The sequence below is a fragment of the Halomonas sp. M20 genome (assembly GCF_020622265.1).
Classification (GTDB): domain Bacteria; phylum Pseudomonadota; class Gammaproteobacteria; order Pseudomonadales; family Halomonadaceae; genus Modicisalibacter.
The window spans coordinates 849,116-865,894 of the sequence record NZ_JACNMQ010000001.1 but is presented as its reverse complement, the minus strand read 5'-3'; the positions used below and the strand labels follow the sequence as shown (position 1 = coordinate 865,894).

The 16,779-nt window shown below is 53.0% G+C and carries 15 protein-coding genes; 5 read left to right on the top strand and 10 right to left on the bottom strand.

Annotated features, from left to right (window positions below; translation table 11 throughout):
• Positions 1-22: 22 nt before the first annotated feature.
• On the bottom strand, positions 23-2,467 hold the full coding sequence (locus tag H7850_RS04040; protein ID WP_227368094.1) for a DNA polymerase II: 2,445 nt from the start codon (positions 2,465-2,467) through the stop codon (positions 23-25).
• Between the two features lie 66 nt (positions 2,468-2,533).
• On the opposite strand from H7850_RS04040, the gene H7850_RS04035 reads away from it, so the two are divergent.
• Positions 2,534-2,749 carry a BrnT family toxin gene (locus tag H7850_RS04035; protein ID WP_227368093.1) on the top strand — a complete coding sequence of 72 codons (216 nt, stop codon included), beginning with the start codon at positions 2,534-2,536 and terminating at the stop codon, positions 2,747-2,749.
• Positions 2,724-2,999: a BrnA antitoxin family protein gene (locus H7850_RS04030; protein WP_227368092.1), complete on the top strand. Its 276-nt coding sequence runs from the start codon at positions 2,724-2,726 to the stop codon at positions 2,997-2,999. The genes H7850_RS04035 and H7850_RS04030 overlap by 26 nt, the downstream gene beginning before the upstream one ends.
• A gap of 121 nt (positions 3,000-3,120) precedes the next feature.
• Here H7850_RS04030 and H7850_RS04025 read toward each other — a convergent pair whose 3' ends face one another.
• The 6 genes from H7850_RS04025 to H7850_RS03995 all read right to left on the bottom strand — a co-directional run bounded on the left by H7850_RS04025 (position 3,121) and on the right by H7850_RS03995 (position 7,934).
• Complete coding sequence (locus H7850_RS04025) at positions 3,121-3,393, bottom strand: antitoxin (protein WP_227368091.1); 273 nt, start codon at positions 3,391-3,393, stop codon at positions 3,121-3,123.
• A gap of 276 nt (positions 3,394-3,669) precedes the next feature.
• A complete protein-coding gene (locus tag H7850_RS18225; RefSeq protein WP_227368090.1) occupies positions 3,670-4,431 on the bottom strand; it encodes a phospholipase D-like domain-containing protein in 762 nt (253 codons plus the stop codon).
• Positions 4,432-4,532: 101 nt separating this feature from the next.
• A complete protein-coding gene (locus H7850_RS04015; protein ID WP_227368089.1) occupies positions 4,533-5,324 on the bottom strand; it encodes a hypothetical protein in 792 nt (263 codons plus the stop codon).
• A 256-nt stretch (positions 5,325-5,580) separates the two neighbouring features.
• Complete coding sequence (locus H7850_RS04010) at positions 5,581-5,823, bottom strand: hypothetical protein (RefSeq protein ID WP_227368088.1); 243 nt, start codon at positions 5,821-5,823, stop codon at positions 5,581-5,583.
• 484 nt (positions 5,824-6,307) lie between these two features.
• Positions 6,308-7,375 (bottom strand): ATP-binding protein, encoded by a 1,068-nt coding sequence (locus H7850_RS04000; RefSeq protein ID WP_227368087.1) that lies wholly within the window; start codon positions 7,373-7,375, stop codon positions 6,308-6,310.
• Complete coding sequence (locus H7850_RS03995) at positions 7,344-7,934, bottom strand: hypothetical protein (protein ID WP_227368086.1); 591 nt, start codon at positions 7,932-7,934, stop codon at positions 7,344-7,346. The genes H7850_RS04000 and H7850_RS03995 overlap by 32 nt, the downstream gene beginning before the upstream one ends.
• Before the next feature lie 650 nt (positions 7,935-8,584).
• Here H7850_RS03995 and metG point away from each other — a divergent pair.
• The 3 genes from metG to H7850_RS03980 all read left to right on the top strand — a co-directional run bounded on the left by metG (position 8,585) and on the right by H7850_RS03980 (position 13,754).
• A complete protein-coding gene (metG, locus tag H7850_RS03990; RefSeq protein WP_227368085.1) occupies positions 8,585-10,627 on the top strand; it encodes a methionine--tRNA ligase in 2,043 nt (680 codons plus the stop codon).
• Positions 10,628-10,916: 289 nt separating this feature from the next.
• Positions 10,917-12,494, top strand: coding sequence for a diguanylate cyclase domain-containing protein (locus H7850_RS03985; RefSeq protein ID WP_227368084.1), 1,578 nt, complete (start codon positions 10,917-10,919; stop codon positions 12,492-12,494).
• A 312-nt stretch (positions 12,495-12,806) separates the two neighbouring features.
• Positions 12,807-13,754, top strand: coding sequence for a CobW family GTP-binding protein (locus tag H7850_RS03980; protein ID WP_227368083.1), 948 nt, complete (start codon positions 12,807-12,809; stop codon positions 13,752-13,754).
• A gap of 24 nt (positions 13,755-13,778) precedes the next feature.
• Here the strand turns inward: H7850_RS03980 and H7850_RS03975 are convergent, their stop codons facing one another.
• The 3 genes from H7850_RS03975 to dctP are packed head-to-tail and all read right to left on the bottom strand — an operon-like array spanning position 13,779 to position 16,701.
• On the bottom strand, positions 13,779-15,101 hold the full coding sequence (locus H7850_RS03975; RefSeq protein WP_227368082.1) for a TRAP transporter large permease: 1,323 nt from the start codon (positions 15,099-15,101) through the stop codon (positions 13,779-13,781).
• Positions 15,094-15,639 (bottom strand): TRAP transporter small permease subunit, encoded by a 546-nt coding sequence (locus H7850_RS03970; protein WP_227368081.1) that lies wholly within the window; start codon positions 15,637-15,639, stop codon positions 15,094-15,096. The genes H7850_RS03975 and H7850_RS03970 overlap by 8 nt, the downstream gene beginning before the upstream one ends.
• A 27-nt stretch (positions 15,640-15,666) precedes the next feature.
• Positions 15,667-16,701, bottom strand: a complete 1,035-nt coding sequence (gene dctP, locus H7850_RS03965) for a TRAP transporter substrate-binding protein DctP (RefSeq protein ID WP_227368080.1) — start codon at positions 16,699-16,701, stop codon at positions 15,667-15,669.
• Between the last annotated feature and the right edge of the window lie 78 nt (positions 16,702-16,779).

The window sequence follows — 16,779 nt, the reverse complement described above, 5'->3', positions numbered from 1 at the left end:
GATACCGCGGTATTGGCTCAACTCAAAAGAGCCCCAACTGCCGATCGATCAGCGCACTGAAGTCATCCTCGACGAACGGCAGAATGGCGTCGGCCACCGGTTGCAATTGGCGAGTGAGGTAATGCTGGTAATCGATGGTCGAGCGGCGTGTTTCCAGCGGTTCCGGCCCGGCCACCGTGATTACGTAGCTGATCCAGCCACCGTCCTGGTACTGGCGCGGTCGGCCCAACTGGTCGTTGTACTCATCGGCAAGGCGCGCCGCCCGCACATGGGGCGGCACATTGCGCTGGTAATCGTCGAGCTTGCGACGCAGGCGCTTACGATAGATCAACCGCTCGTCGAACTCCCCGGCCAGCGTACGCTGTACATAATCGCGCACGTAATCACGGTAAGGCTCACCGACGAAGATGCGTCGGTAGAGTTCCTGCTGGAAGACCTTAGCCAGCGGCGACCAGTCGGCACGCACCGTTTCCAGTCCCTTGAACACCAGCCGCTCGCTGCCATCGGCCTCCCTCACCAGCCCGGCATAGCGCTTCTTGCTGCCCGCCTCCGCGCCGCGAATGGTCGGCATCAGAAAGCGCCGGAAGTGGGTCTCGAGCTGCAACTCCAGTGCACATTCCAGGCCATATTCGTCGCGCAGATGTTCGCTCCACCAGACATTGACGCGCTCGGCCAGATGTCGGCCAATCCGCGCCGCCGCATCCTCGTCATGTGCGCTTCCCAGCCATACGAAGGTGGAGTCGGTATCTCCGTATATAACGGTATATCCTTCGGCCTCGATCAGTTCGCGGGTCCGATGCATGATCGCGTGGCCACGCAGGGTGATCGACGACGTCAAACGCGGATCGAAGAACCGACAGCCCCTGGTGCCCAGCACACCGTAGAACGAATTCATGATGATCTTCAGCGCCTGGGAAAGCGGCGCATTGCCCTCGCGCTTGGCGGCCTCGCGCCCCTGCCAAACCCGCGCCACCATGTCAGGCAAGGCATGTCGCCTGCGGGAGAAGTGCGCCCCGACGAAGCCCGGCACCGAGCTTTCATCATCCGGCTCGCGCAAGCCCTCGATCAGCCCCACCGGATCGATCAGGAAGGTGCGGATAATCGAGGGATACAGGCTCTTGAAATCCAGCACCAGCACCGAATCGTAAAGGCCGGGGCGCGAGTCCATCACAAAACCGCCGGGGCTGCCTTCTCCTGCCCGCTCGCTCTGACTCTGGACAAGATTGGGCGCCACGAAGCCCAGCCGATGCATATGCGGCAAATAGAGGTGCGAGAACGCCGCCACCGAACCACCGCTGCGATCGGCGGGCAAGCCGGTAACGGTAGCGCGCTCGAGCAGGAAGTCGATCAGTTTCGTCTCCTCGAAGATCCGCGTGACCAGCTCGCAGTCCTTGAGGTTGTAGCGGGCCAGCGCCGGCTTGTCCTCGGCGAACATGCGGTTGATGTCGTCCATGCGCTGGTAGGGGTTGTCGATCGCCTTGCCCTCGCCCAGCAGCGTCTGGGCGACATTCTCCAGGCTGAACGAGATAAAGCTCCAGGTCGCCGAGCGCAACGCCTCGATACCATCGATGAGCAGCCGTCCCGGCGCGGAAGCGAAAAAATGGTTGGCATTGCTGCCATGGGCGCGCCACTCCATGGGCTCACCGCCCCGCCCCAGCAACAGCGGCACGCCGAGGCGCTCGGCGTGCCGCTGTAGAATACGCAGATCGAACTGCACCACATTCCAGCCGATGATCGCATCCGGATCGTGCCGCGCCATCCACTCATTGAGACACTCAAGCAGCGCCTCGCGGCGGTCGCAATACTGAAGGGAAAAGTCGAGGGGAAAATCGAGAGAAGCAGCGGGCTCATCCTCACTACTAGCCGATCCGAGCATATACACCTGGCGCTCGCCGCAACCCTCCAGCGCGATGGAATACAGCTCGCCGCGCTCGCTGGTCTCGATATCCAACGAGGCCAGTCTGAGGCGCGGGCGATAGTCCGGCGCGGGTTTTAGGTGTGTGTCGACAAACGAACCGTCCGCCGCTTCCTGCCCCATGAACATCACCGGCGCGGTGATGAAACGCTCCATCAGGTAACGCTCCGGCGGGCGGATATCGGCTTCAAAAACCTCGACGCCCGCATCCGTCAGGCGCCGTTCCAGGTTCATCAACTGGCGATGATGCTGGCAGTAGAGCCCCAACACCGGGCGATGGTGGAAATCACAAAGCTTGAGTGGCTTTAGCTCGACATCCCGCTCGCCGTTTAGCACCCGCTCGGCCTGGCTGCGCTGTTCGGAGGGGATAAACGCCACCGACACCTGCACCGGCAAGCGCACATGGCGAGGGCCGGCGTCGGTTGCCAGCCAGAACGACACCTCGGTGCTTTCAGGCGTATCCCGCCAGTGGCGGGTAAGGATGAAGCCTTGTTGCTCCACGGTGGTACTTTGTGATGGTTCGCTAATAGGTAGCACTCGCAGTGTTATCATTGGTCGATCTGCTGAAAGCCTCAGCTCGAAGGCGCTCAATTAGCCAGACCTTGATGATCGATTGCCGTGTGGCATCCATATAAACCGCTTCTGGTGCTGGAAGACAACGAGCACAGCCAAAAGGAAGCCCGTTATCACGCCCTTGGTGAAACCGACGATGCACGTTTATTGCATATCACCTTCACATTGAGAGGTAACGGTACTCTGATCCGAGTGATTTCCGCTCGTGATATGCACCGCAAAGAGAGGGCAATTTATGAGCAAATTGAAAAAGATGCCTGAATTCAAAACCGAAGCAGAGGAAAGAGAGTTCTGGGAAAGCCATGACTCCACTGAGTACGTGGACTGGCAGCGCGCTCAATCTGCTTCTTTTCCAAAACTGAAGCCTTCAACCAAGACAATATCGCTCCGCTTGCCGGAAACACTGCTTGATCGTATCAAAATCGAAGCGAACAAACGTGACATGCCTTATCAGTCACTGATCAAAGTCTGGCTTTCGGAAGACGTGGAGGAAAAACGCCGCGCCCGATAACGTGCTAACGGAGCGGCGTACAGCGGCCCGTTGGCCGGCAGACGCATATTGCGAAGGCCGGCATCAGTGACAAAGCCGCAGCGAAGCGGAGGTTTTGGCATCCGTTGCATAGCTGGGTTCGCTACCGATCTTCACGCAAGCGACCTTCCACGTACTTATGGAGAATACTGGCAACAAGGGTTTGATAAGGAATGCCTTCAGCCAGCGCTTTCTTCTGAAGCCCCCGAAGATCCTTGGTAGAAAGCCTGATGTTAATGCGGGCATCTTTCTTGAACATGGCCTCTGCATACTGCTGATGCCGTGCTTTCCGATCATCAATGTCTGGTGCCCGCTGTAGCTCTCCGGCCTCGAACCCCTCCAGGATTTCCTGCTCCTCTTTATCCAGCCTGCTCATTTTGGACCTCCCAAATAGGTTTTGGTCGCTTTCCGACTCGGAATGATCGTTTTAAGAAAAACTTCATCTTCCGACTCTACAAAAGGTACCAGATAGACGTACCCTTCTATTTCAATTACGTGAATCTGCTGGCCCAGTGTAACCACTCCCTAAAATCAGCCATTACTCTTCCTAAAACGCGCTGCGATATTTCCGTCGACTAAACGCCCACCATCGGTAACTGCTTTGGAGCGGAGCCGAAAGAGCAGCGGAAAAGCAGCCGGGTGTATAACGCTTTCAGATTTCGAACGCTGGATTGTCAGTTATTAACGGTGATGAGTGCAAAAATACAGCCTTAGCAGCTGCATTATCTTCAATGATGAAACTCTGCTCGCGATTCTTGAACGCTCGATTAGACAACCAGTTATGACTTCCACATACAACACGGCGTTTGTCGACTACTAAAGCCTTTTGATGATTGTTGAACCTTCCGACATGCAAATTGCGATGCTCTCGTGCTAAGCGTTCGAGAGACACCAATGCACGCTTGGCGGGGCGCGTCATCTCATGATGTCCCTCCGAGTTTTCATAACCAAAACCAACATAAATATCTACGCCGCGCTCAAGAGCTTGGGCAGCAACGCGAAGGAATCGCCCATCAATCACTTTGTCGGATATCCAGCCCGAGAGAATCATGATGCTGGAATCAGATCGCCCCATCTCTAGCAACATGTATTCATAGTGCGACGAATCCGACAGCAATGTAAAACGCCCCTTCTCCTTTGCCTCAATCAACGCTTTCTTATCGTCTTTGCGAAACCCATCAAGTGCTGCTTTGAACTCAGTAAGTTGCCTGCTCTGTTTGGTGAATGCATCTATAGCAAAGAAGGAACCCCAAGCCGAGAACATCTGCAAGATGACGAGTGGCCCGTAACTTAGCATGGCAAATGTCCATAACGTCCATGCACCCGCGACACCAACACAGATAATTCGCGAACCTAACAAGTATGCAACGCCTGTACTGCCAGCTACAACAATTTGCCAATAGATTACTTCCACAAAATTACTTCCTACTTATAGGAATTTAACGTCCGGCTCACGAGTCGATTTGTAGCCGCAATGCGGCGGGAAATGAGTCGTTGAGCAGCCATTTTTTATCACTACTTTCTGGTTATCCAATTTGCAATAAGGTCTGGATTTATCAATAAGTAAGATAAAAACAACAAAAAGATAACAAAAAATAACCAGGCTTTTCCTGAAAAAAAAGAAGTATATTTTGTTAAGAAAAGCCAAAACTTTTGCATCGCTCCAAGCGAGCGCTGATTCATCAGAGCCAGATAATGAATTGACGAAAACGCTATAAAAATAATCGCTAGTATAAGGAATGCAATGCCAGACACGTGGGTAAACATAAAATTTCGCCCATACTCATTTAACCAATCTTTATAAAAGGTCCAAAAGGTGTTGTTCAGCGCACCCTGTTGAATACTCGGATCGAAATTTATCTTCGCCAAATTAAGTATGTAGATAGAAACAAAAAGCAATATAATTGGTACAACTGTGTAAAACCACCATTCATCCGATGTGTACTGCCCTTTAACCAAAGAAACAAGTATTGTCGTAACTGAAAAGCTTAATACTGACAATATTACAGCTGCCAAATAGTACTGTATTGCATCGAAATATATAGCATATTTCCAAACCACAAAGATCAGAGAAAACCCGCCTATTATTAAAAACGCTATCCCGCTATCTACCTCATTAGATGGTCGATTTCTTTCAACGACCTTAGTTACATAAATCGTTTTTGTTTGAGTAACTGTTGCTGGAGCCTGCGACCCTGGAGACTTCGTTAAACCTGATAATAAAGTGGCAAAAATCACTCCCATTAAAGGACCAAGCAGTAGGCTTTGAGCCAAGGGGTTGTGTACAAACTCTAAAACTACTTCCATTTCTCAAGGTTCCTCTTAAATGGCTCTAACGGCAGCCAACAGCGCGGCTACGAGATGGAGGCGAAACCGCAATGCGGTATGCGTCCTCGTGCCTGGCTTTGCTACGTTTTATCCAATATATGAAGGTATTGACCTTCACCTTTTCGCCCTCTGTAATCTGTAACTATCTCTGGGGCTCCAGGTTTAGGGTCTAAAATTTTCCTTTCTCCAGCCATTACGACCCAATGCCAATAGTTACCAGACCGAACATTTACCTTTACAATCGCAGGGTACTCAACAGTGTTCCATTTGATGAATTTTTTTTCCGGACAGCTTGACGCCCAAGCATTTCAAGAACGACAATTAACTCTTTATGTGTTGTGTAGTACTCGCCATCCAGCACCAACCCATATTTATGAAATGTTAACTCCGCTTCTTCGTACGTCTTGCCGGTAACCATTGCAATGCAGGCAACACCACAATCGCCTTTTTCATACTGTCTCTGCTCTACTCTTTGCATTGTATGTTAGTTGTCCTAACGCCTTTTTTTAGCGGCGCTCATGTAAATTTTTAATCAGAAGGTTTCGTGTAATTTCTATTTCAGGATCTCTGACATAGACGGAATGAATGATCAAGGCCACACCATTAGCTAGATCAGTGAGATACTACAAGCCCGATGCGATGCCGTATCATGATGGCTCAAGCAGTGGGAGACCTCGGGCCTCGGCGGGCTGATCGACAAGTCCCGAAACGGCCGCACGCCGACCCTGGATGAGCAAGACCACCACTAAGTACTTATTTCACCCAGAGACACCTGTGCCGATGTTCGATAGCCGAAACGACTTGGAGATGACACTCAAGCGCTACAACTGGCTGTACAAAAACACATCTACCAAAAAGCCTTGCATCATCGATGCGCTTATTGGAACCATGAAAAAGCAGTAGTAAAAGCGCTCCGAATTTTTAAAATGCGCAATTAATCATCCGAGCCCCAACAGTTGGATTCATTTCCCATGGGGTAACGCCATGGTAAAAACATTTCTTTGAAATGTGACGCCCATTGTAATTATAGCAGTATCGTAATATGGTTTAACCGATAACAAACCATTATTTAATTCCAGTATTTTCTTAGCACGACTCAACCCGATACCATCACCTGATTTTCCTGTTTGGTAGGCTAGTTTTCCAGACACCCCCTCTTCAAAGATAATGTTAACTTCTTCCTGAGTAATTTGAGTGCTATTCATATCAAAAATAATTTCAGTTTTTTTGATACCTTTTACTATATCTACTTTAAATTCAGTATCAGGCTTTATATATTTGGCAGCATTTTCTATCATATGGTAAAAAGCAACGTGTATTGATTCGTAATCAAAATATGCCATATATTTATTATCGGTGTCGCCTATAATTACTTTAACATTCTTATCCGTAAAGTCCGGAAAAAAAAGATAAAATACATTCATTAATACTTTATGAACATTATGGTTTGTTGCTCTTAAATCCGGATTTAAATCAAACAGCTTTTTGAATACAGAAAACTCGACTTTCATAGCTGCATTATTTTTGGCCATTTTTAACATGGCCATTGCCGTTTCTTCGGGTTCTTTCTCTACTATTTTTTTTACATAACCAACTTGCTTTCCCATTTTCCTGCTTACATTTTCCTGAGGAACCAATGAGTAAAACTCTTGTATGTTATGGGCGTTTAATGAAGTTAAGTTATGTATTAGCCTGCTAGTACTTTTATTCTTTTCCTTGCTTGATTCCTCAATTATTTTGTTAATAAAATTTGTAGAATTGAGTATATACCTCAATTCAGTTTTAAATATTTTTGAGCTTTTTAAATACTCTTTACTGTCAGTAAATGCCACCACCGTGTATTCGGCATTAGATAAAACTCCAGCTCTGGTTTTACCATTGTTGTATGTACTGGATTGCGATCTTACTTCAGCCAAAACACTCAAATCAATTTTATTTAAACTGCAAAAAACAATCTTGTCGTCTGATTTCGTTATTCTATACCTTACATTCATTAAATTAGACACCCAAGCCCACTGTAAATTCTTCAACTATCCGTTGAAACTCATAAGGGTCAGCATTTTTTGCAAGAAATGAATCTGCTTTCCTCAAAGCTTCATGAAATCTATCACCTTCGGTTTCAGCTGAATAAATAACAACCTTTTTATCTTTATATTTGTCTTTTATTGCTAAAGCCAAACCTAGACCTTCATCGGAAAATCCCATTGAAACGCCTACACCCTGTACGTCAATAAATAGAATTTTTGCATCAACGACATCGCTATCATCAAGAGTATCACAGTCTTTAATTAATTTTGTATGTACCCATCCGCTCCGAGTAAGAATTTTTACTACCTTAAATCTTGCATCGTCATCTATGAAAAGTATTTTGGTACTATTCTTATAGTCGCTTAAACTCATTTTATTATTTTCTTTATTCTTGATTTTCGTATCAAAAAATTCAGGGTTTTCTGTATTATTATGTTGACTAAAAGAAGTTATTCTTTGGGTATTGTTGCCAAAATATTTCCATGAACTCGTAAGAATTCCCATAATCACCAAACCAGCTCCACTAAAAAGCCACTCTTTATTGTTTATCAGCCAATCCATGTCTATCCCTATAATTATTACTACGCTTCTAAATTTAGAACCCAAAAATAAATTAAACAGGCTTCTTCATTACCGTGAAAATCTGACCGCTTCATGATTACGGCTTCTGACTCCCAGGAGTGTCCATCTAAAAACTCATAAAACAACAACTTAGCCGACCACCCTGCTGGCTGCCACGTAATCATTTGACTGCTGTGATTTGCTCACACAATAATACTGTATAAAAACGCATAGTTAACAGGAGCCCCATCCATGCCTGGGAAGCACCTTCGACCAAGCGTTCAGGTCCGTGCCGTTGGTTTCCGCCAAAGGAATTAGACTGGACGAACAGCCATCTCGTTGAGTCTCATATTGTTGGCTGCTCCCGCCCACGCTACCGCCACAAGGGTCACAACGCTTCCCCGCGCCCTTGTCACATTCAGCTCTACTGTTTTGTCGCACTGCAGCGACAGTCTCTTATAAATCTAGTAATAAGTCATTAGACATTAGCAGTAGTGCCTTGAGTCTTTTGAATAAAACTTGATCGAAGACAACTTCGCTGATCGCGTGAGCAGGAACCCGCACGGGTGCACCCAGCCGCCAAGCGGGCTACAATCGGCCTTTCGTCCTCGTGACGCTCATTTCTTTCCGATTCAGTCACTAGAGCCACCATGCCGACTACCGCCAACGCCAAGCGCAAGATCCTGGTCACCAGCGCCCTGCCCTACGCCAACGGCTCGATTCACCTGGGCCACTTGCTCGAGTACATCCAGACCGATATCTGGGTGCGCTTCCAGAAGAGCCGTGGTCACGAGTGCTACTACGTCTGCGCCGACGATGCTCATGGCACCGCGATCATGCTGCGTGCCGAGCAGGAAGGGATCACCTCGGAGCAGTTGATCGCGCGAGTTTCCGAGGAGCATCAGGCGGATTTCGCGCGCTTCAATGTGGCCTTCGATAACTATCACTCCACCCATTCCGAAGAGAACCGCCTTCACAGCGAGCGCATCTATACCGCGCTGCGCGATGCCGGACATATCGCGACCCGGGACATCGAGCAGATGTACGACCCGGTGAAGGGATTGTTTCTGGCGGATCGCTTCATCAAGGGCACCTGCCCCAAGTGCAAGACGCCGGATCAATACGGCGACAACTGCGAGGCCTGCAGCGCCACCTATACGCCGGCGGAGTTGATCGATCCGGTTTCGGCGATTTCCGGCGCCACGCCGGAAGTGCGCAGCTCGACTCACTACTTCTTCAAGCTGCCGGATTTCGAGGCGTTCCTGAAAGAGTGGATTCAGGGCGGCCATGTGCAGCCGCAGATCGCCAACAAGCTGCAGGAGTGGTTCGAGTCCGGTTTGAACGAGTGGGACATCTCCCGGGATGCGCCCTACTTCGGCTTCGAGATTCCGGATGCGCCGGGCAAGTACTTCTATGTATGGCTGGACGCGCCGATCGGCTATCTGGCCAGTTTCCAGAACCTGTGCGACCGGGAAGGCATCGATTTCGACAGCTACTGGAAGGAGGACTCCGAGGCGGAGGTCTATCACTTCATCGGCAAGGACATCGTCTACTTCCACGCGCTGTTCTGGCCGGCGATGCTCGAAGGCGCGGGGCTGCGCACGCCCACCGGCGTCCACTGCCACGGCTTCGTCACCGTCAATGGGGCGAAGATGTCCAAGTCCCGGGGCACCTTCATCAAGGCCGGCACCTACGCCGAGTACCTGAATCCGGAATACCTGCGCTACTACTTCGCCGCCAAGCTCACCTCCGGGGTCGATGATCTGGACTTGAACCTGGAGGACTTCGCCTACCGGGTAAATTCGGATCTGGTAGGCAAGGTGGTCAACATCGCCAGCCGCTGCGCCGGCTTCGTCAAGAAGCTCGGCGACGGCACGCTCTCCGCTGAGTGCGCCGAGCCAGCCCTGGTGCAGCGCTTTATCGACGCCGGCGAGGCCATCGCCGAGGATTACGAGGGTCGCGAGTTCGGGCGTGGCATGCGCCGGATCATGGAGCTGGCGGACGAAGCGAATACTTACATCGCCGAGAAGGAACCCTGGGTGCTGGCCAAGCAGGAAGGCCGCGAGCAGGAGGTGCTGGATATCTGCTCCGTGGGCATCAATCTGTTCCGGCAGTTGATGGTCTATCTCGCGCCGGTGGTACCCAAGATGGCCGAGGATGCCCGTGCGTTTCTCAATCTGGAATCCCTTGACTGGCAGAGCCGCGAAAATGTGCTGACGGGCCATACTATCAACAAGTTCAAACCGCTGATGACCCGCATCGAGCGCGATAAGATCGATGCGATGATCGAGACCTCCAAGGAAGACCTAGCGGAGGAGAAGAAATTGAAAGAGACCCCCAAAGGGCCGTTAACAGACGACCCCATCGCCGAGGAGATCGGCTTCGACGACTTCGCCAAGGTCGATCTGCGCATCGTGCGCATCGCCAAGGCGGAATATGTCGAAGGTGCCGACAAGCTGCTCAAGCTGACCCTGGACCTGGGCGGCGAGACGCGCACGGTGTTCTCCGGTATTCGTTCGGCCTATGCCCCGGAAGCGCTGGAAGGCATGCTGACGGTGATGGTCGCCAACCTGGCGCCGCGCAAGATGCGCTTTGGCGCGTCGGAAGGCATGGTGCTGGCGGCGGGTAACGACGCTGGCATTTATCTGCTGGAGCCGCATAGCGGCGCCGAACCGGGCCAGCGGGTGACTTAGGCTTACATTGATACACTGACGTAATTGCCGTTCGTGCAGCTGGTATTGATGCGGTAATTCCTGAACCTGCAACAGTGCGCAGGCTATCTGCGCACTGTTGTCAGGTACTCGTTGCACTAGTCCTTCCTTCCCTCTCTTTCTTCTCGTACCTCTGCTATTTTCGAATTAGCTGCTTTGTAAATAGCCACGCCGGGTCGACTTCGTACCGGAACGGACCCGGCAACGTCTCCCTTTCCCCTCACATGGGGAAAGGGAGAATGAGATCATACGATATGACGGCCACCCCATCATGAGACCCGTTTTCAACTCCCTGCGCTATCGTTTCTTTTTCGTCATGGGCGTCGTCCTCTTGATAGCGGTAATGCTACTTGCACTCATTGCTCGACAGTTGGTGATTCCAGCGCTGCTTGCCGAGGAGGAGAAGTACGCCACGGCGGAGCTCGACCGGGCAGTGCGAGCTATCAACGGCGAAATGAACCACTTGAGCTTGCTGAACAAGGATTGGGCTATCTGGGATGACAGCTACGCTTTCATACAAAATGGCTCGAGAGATTACCTGGAATCCAACATCGCCGATGGCCTGGTCTTCGAAGATGCAGACTTGAGCCTCATGATCTTTCTCAGGGCCGATGGCACGCCGCACTGGATCGGCGGCATCCATCCCCAAAACGAGCGCTACACCGCCTGTGTCGGCCTCACTTCTGACTGTGCCTGGGCTATGCCGGTCCTGGAGTCACTTCAACAGCGCATTGCCGACGATCTGGATGACGAAACTCGCACCTGGCTTCAGGCCCGACCACAGCAGGCGATGGTCAGCGTCTGGTCGATCGTCAAGAGTAATGGCGATGGCCCAATCGCAGGTTGGCTGTTGATGATGCGCCCCATGAACGAGGAGTGGTTCGCGAAACTCGAGAATAGGGCCGGTCTGGTGCTTTCCATCGAGCCCAACGGCAGTGCGGCCTCGCAGCCCCGACAAAGGATCGAGCGCCAGGGCTCACAAAGCATGACGGCCATCCGCCGGATGACCGCCGAGCCTGAGGGCGCATCTTTGGAGCTCAATGCCGAACTGCCGCGTCATAACTTCAGAACGGGTATCGATGACTTTCGCTTGATACTCTACTGGATCGTGGGGTTGCTGGTCGTCGTGGTGGTGCTACTGCTGTTGGAGCGAATGATCCTGTCGCCCTTGCGTCGGCTCGCGACCTTTGCACAAGAGGTTCAGCAGGACGATGACATTGACCCACCCCAACCCTTGCTCCAGCGACGCGACGAGATCGGAGTGCTGGCACGCAGGTTTCAGCAGCTTCTCGAACACCAACGCTCTCAGACATCATCATTGATCGAGCTTTCCCAACGCGACCCGCTGACCGGCCTAGCCAACCGACGCCTGTTCGACAAACGGCTGGAAGAATCCATGAGCATTGCGAACCTCAACGATCAGCCCCTGGCCCTGCTCATGGTCGATATCGACTACTTCAAGGCTTACAACGACCATTACGGCCATCCGGCCGGCGATGAATGCCTGAGGGCCATCGCCGACGCCATGCGCAAGCATTTCAATCGGCCCCAGCAACTGGTCGCCCGTACCGGCGGCGAGGAGTTCATGGTCATCCTCCCCGACATATCTCTCGAAGCCAGCGTTCAGCAGGCAGAGACCCTACGCCGAGCCATCGAACACCTTGCGCTGCCTCATGCAGCCTCCTCCGTGAGTTCGGTGGTCACGATCAGTGTCGGTATCGCCCTGCACGCCCCGGCACGCCCCCACGGCATCGAAGAATTGACCAGAGCCGTTGACAGAGCGCTTTATGCCGCCAAGCAGTCGGGGCGCAACCGTATCAGTCTAGGTGGCGCCCATGCACTGAGCTGAACCAAAGCAACGCCAGGCAGATGAACAGCAAGGCACGAAGGTCCAGGCATTCCATTAGAGCGTTGACAAGCACTGAGCGCTCTGTTGTGATTGAAACTCAATAGGGGATTTGACACAGCTTGCAGCCCTACTTTGTTCAACTGCTAAAGCGGAGCATCATATGCACTCCATTTCTGAATTTGCCCCCAACGCTGATTCGCGTTTATCCACTGTTTACGACCGTCAATTCGACGTTGCATCCCCACGTAAAAAGCCGGTAAAACGTCGTAAGCCTCGTTCGTATCAACCCAATCAGCCACTCCAGGGGTCTTCTTGAACTCTTCGTTTATCTCGATCGGTGTGACCGTAATTGCAGGTTTTCTGGGTACCGGCAAGACCACCTTGATCAATCACCTGCTGACGCATGCCGATGGACGTCGCCTGGCGATCATGGTGAACGATTTCGGGGCGCTCAATATCGATCGAGAGCTGATCAGCGAAGAAGAGGAAGGTCTGATTTCTCTGAGCAACGGCTGCGTGTGCTGCAACCTGCAGGGTGAGCTGGCTAGTAGCATCGAGGGACTGCTTCTAAGCCGTGGCGAGCAACTCGATCATGTATTGATCGAATGCAGCGGTGTCTCGGACCCGGCCCGAGTCGTCAGCGTGCTGGGCTACCCCTCACTACGGCGGCGCTGCCATCTGGATGCAGTAATGACGCTGATCGACCTGTCCAGATCCCTGGAGTCGACCCAAGGCGAACTGCGTGCGCTGCTGCAGTCCCAGATCGCCAGCGCCGACTGGTTGGTGTTGAACAAGGCCGATCAGGCCCTGCCCGGTATTCACGCGGAGTTGAAGGAAAATTGGCTATTGCCCAATGCCCGCGTGATTGAAACCGAGCAGGCCCGCCTGCCGCCGGAGCTGGTCTTCTGGCGCAGTGACGCGCCGGTTAGCCTCGAACCCTCGGCCAACGACACCATTCACGATCACACCGGTATCGCCGAGTTGGGGCTTTCCAGCCATAGCTTCGAGCATCAAGGCGCAATGAATGGCGCCGAGCTATCTACCTTGCTGCAACGATTGCCGGGCGCCATCCTGCGCATCAAGGGTGTGGTTCAACTGGAAGATGGCCGACAACTGGAATTGCAGCGCGCCGCCGGCCAGCTTGAGACCCGCCCGTTTCCCCATCGCGATACCCCGGGCACCCGGCTAGTGTTCATCGGCCAGACGGCAGATTGCGACTGGCCGGCCCTCGATCGCGACCTGCAAGCGCTGGCCCGTTAATCAACCCGCCATGCCTGCCCTGCCTTAACCGAAAATCAGATTCGGTAGCCACAGGGCGATTTGCGGAAACACCACCACCAGAATGATACCTACCACCTGCAGCGCAATGAACGGCAATACTGCACGGTAAAGATCCCCGGTCGTCACTTCCGGTGGCGCCACCGATCGCATGTAGAACAGGTTGTAGCCGAAAGGCGGCGTTAGATAAGCCGTCTGCATGGCCAGCACGAAAATCGTTGCGAACCAGATTGGGTCGAACCCCAGTGCTTTGATGATCGGAACGTACAGCGGCACGGTAATGAATAGAATCGCAGAGTCATCAAGGAACATGCCAAGTATCAAGTAGCTCAGCAAGATGACGGTAAGCACCACATAGGGGCTCAGGTCGCCTTCGATGATGTGATTGACGATCTGTTGTCCAGCGCCCAGGGCGATGTAGATCTTGGAGAACACCACCGCGCCGATCATGATCCACATCAGCATGCCAATGATGCGTGCCGTGGAATATAGCGCGCTGGAGAGCATCTTGAAGTTGAGCCGGCCATTCGCCAGCGCACAGAGCATGGCTCCGGCAGCACCAACGGCAGAGGCCTCGGTGGGCGATGTGTAACCCAGCGCCATGGAGCCCAGCACCACCACGATCAAACCGCCCGGCAGGATGATGGCACGCAATGCCTTGATCTTGCCCCAGGTATCGACCCGTTCGGATTCCTCCAGGGGCGGCCCCAGCCGCGGGTCGATCTTGCAGCGAATGGCGATATAGATCATGTAGATCACGGCCAACATCAGCCCCGGCATGACGCCAGCGGCGAATAGCTTGCCGATGGATTCCCGGGTCAAGAAGGCGTACATGATCATGACCAGCGACGGCGGGATCAAGAAGCCCAGCGCACCACCGGCCATGATGACGCCTGCTGAAAGGCGCTTGTCGTAGCCGCGTTTCAGCATTGCCGGCAATGCGATCAGGCCGAGGCTGACCGTCGCTGCACCGGTAATGCCGACCATCGCGGCGATCAGGGCGCAGATCAGCACGGTGCCCATGCCCAGGCCGCCGCGCACGCTGCCCATCAGCTTGTAGACCATCTCGAACAGGCTGTCGGCGATACCGGATCGCTCAAGGATCATGCCCATCAGAATGAACAGTGGCAGGGCGACGAGAATAAACTCATTCATCAACCCGAACAGCGACGGCATGAGTATGCCCAGGCTATCCGGCCCCCAGATCACATAGCCGAACACCACGCCTACCCCGAGCAGCGTCCAGGCCAGGGGCATGCCTACGGCCATCAGCACCAGCATGGAACCAAACATCAAGGCGGTAAGCAGAACCGGATCGATCTCAAGCATGGGGGATCTCCGGGTCGTGTTCCGGCTCATCCATCGGTGCACCTAGCACGGTGCACAGATGACGCCCGATATTGGCCAGCATTTGTAGAATAATCAGTATGATCGCAACCGGAATCATCAGCTTTACCGGCCAGATGATCGGCGCCCAGGTACTGCGGAAGGATTGTTCCCGGATCTCGAAGGACATCCAGGCAAAATCGACCGCCCCTCTCAAGACCACCAATAACAAGGTGACCACCGCGATGCCGAGGAGCATGCTCACCAGCGCCTTGAGCCGTTGGGGAAAGTGCTGATAGATGATGTCGGTGCGCACATGGCCTTGCCATTTCTCGGTGTAGAACCCGGCAAGGATGGCGTACATGCCGTACATCAACGTGGAGGACTCATGCGCCCAGGTGGTGGGTGCGTTCAGAAACTGACGCGAGATGACCTCGAACATCAGAATGCAGACAATGGCAAAACACATCCAGGCAATGATCCGCCCGAGTATTTCACTCAGGCGGTCCTGCCAGCGTATCCAGGCTTTCAGCCAACGCATAGGCAACTCCACGCAAAACGGCCTGGATTATTCCAGGCGGCCCTTGTCCTTGGCCATCTGACGAATCATCTCGATAGCCTCGGCGGCAGTGTCGGATTTCTCTGCTTCGGCATCCCAGACCGACTGGGCGGCTTCGGTCATGCGCTTCTGGTCGCTATCCGGCAGGCTATGGATCGTGAACTCCTCTTCTGCCGCTTCGTTCCATTCCACGAATTTCTGATGACGATAGTCGGCCCACTCCGCGGTCACGTCGGTGATCACGTTCTGAAGGTCTTCGGGAATCTTGTCCCAAACACGCTTGTTGATCAGCACATTGTCCACGAAGCCGGGGTAGAGCATGTTGAGGTTGGTGTAATCCGTCGCGATTTCATTCAGCTTGAGCACGCTATAGTCATAAGGCCCACCGTAGATCAGGCCATCGATGGCGTTGGTGCTAAGGGCGATATAGAACTCCTGAGGCGGAATATAAACCGTAGATACACCGAACTTCTCCAGCACAGCCGCCACGGAAGGAGTAGCGCGAATCTTTCGCTCACTCATCTCTTCCAATGATTCGACCGGCTCCTTGGAAAGCAGGTCGAACTTTCCGCCAAAGACCGGCACGGTATAGTGAACGCCCATCTTCTCGTAGTTGTTGGCGAGCAATTCACCCAAGCCCCGTTCGTTCCAGAGTTCCTTTGCTTCCTCCAGATCGGTCCAGGCCAGGGGCAATCCGGACTCGGTGATGGCGGTATCCATCTGGCCGCCCCAGTAACCGCCGTAGCCATAGATCATCTGCAGCGTGCCGGAACGTAGCGCGCCAAACATCTGATCATTCGGCACGAGTTCGCCGCCGCGAAATATATTGACCTTGATGCGGCCATCGCTCGCCTCGGAGAGTTTGTCCACGTAGCGCTGGAAAATCTTGTCTTCTTCGGTGCCGGTGTAGCGCTGCATGCGCAGGGTAATGGTTTCGTCCTGGGCCATTACAGGTGCATCGACCTGTGCCAGGGCGCCTACCGCCAGTGTCACTACGGCGAAACTTTTCACCCAGGCATTCTTGAAGCTCTTGTCGTTATTCATGACTCTTCCTCGGTTGCAGGCACGAATTTAGCGTGCCCGATACATAACAAACCTTATTCAATTACGGCCTTCACCTGC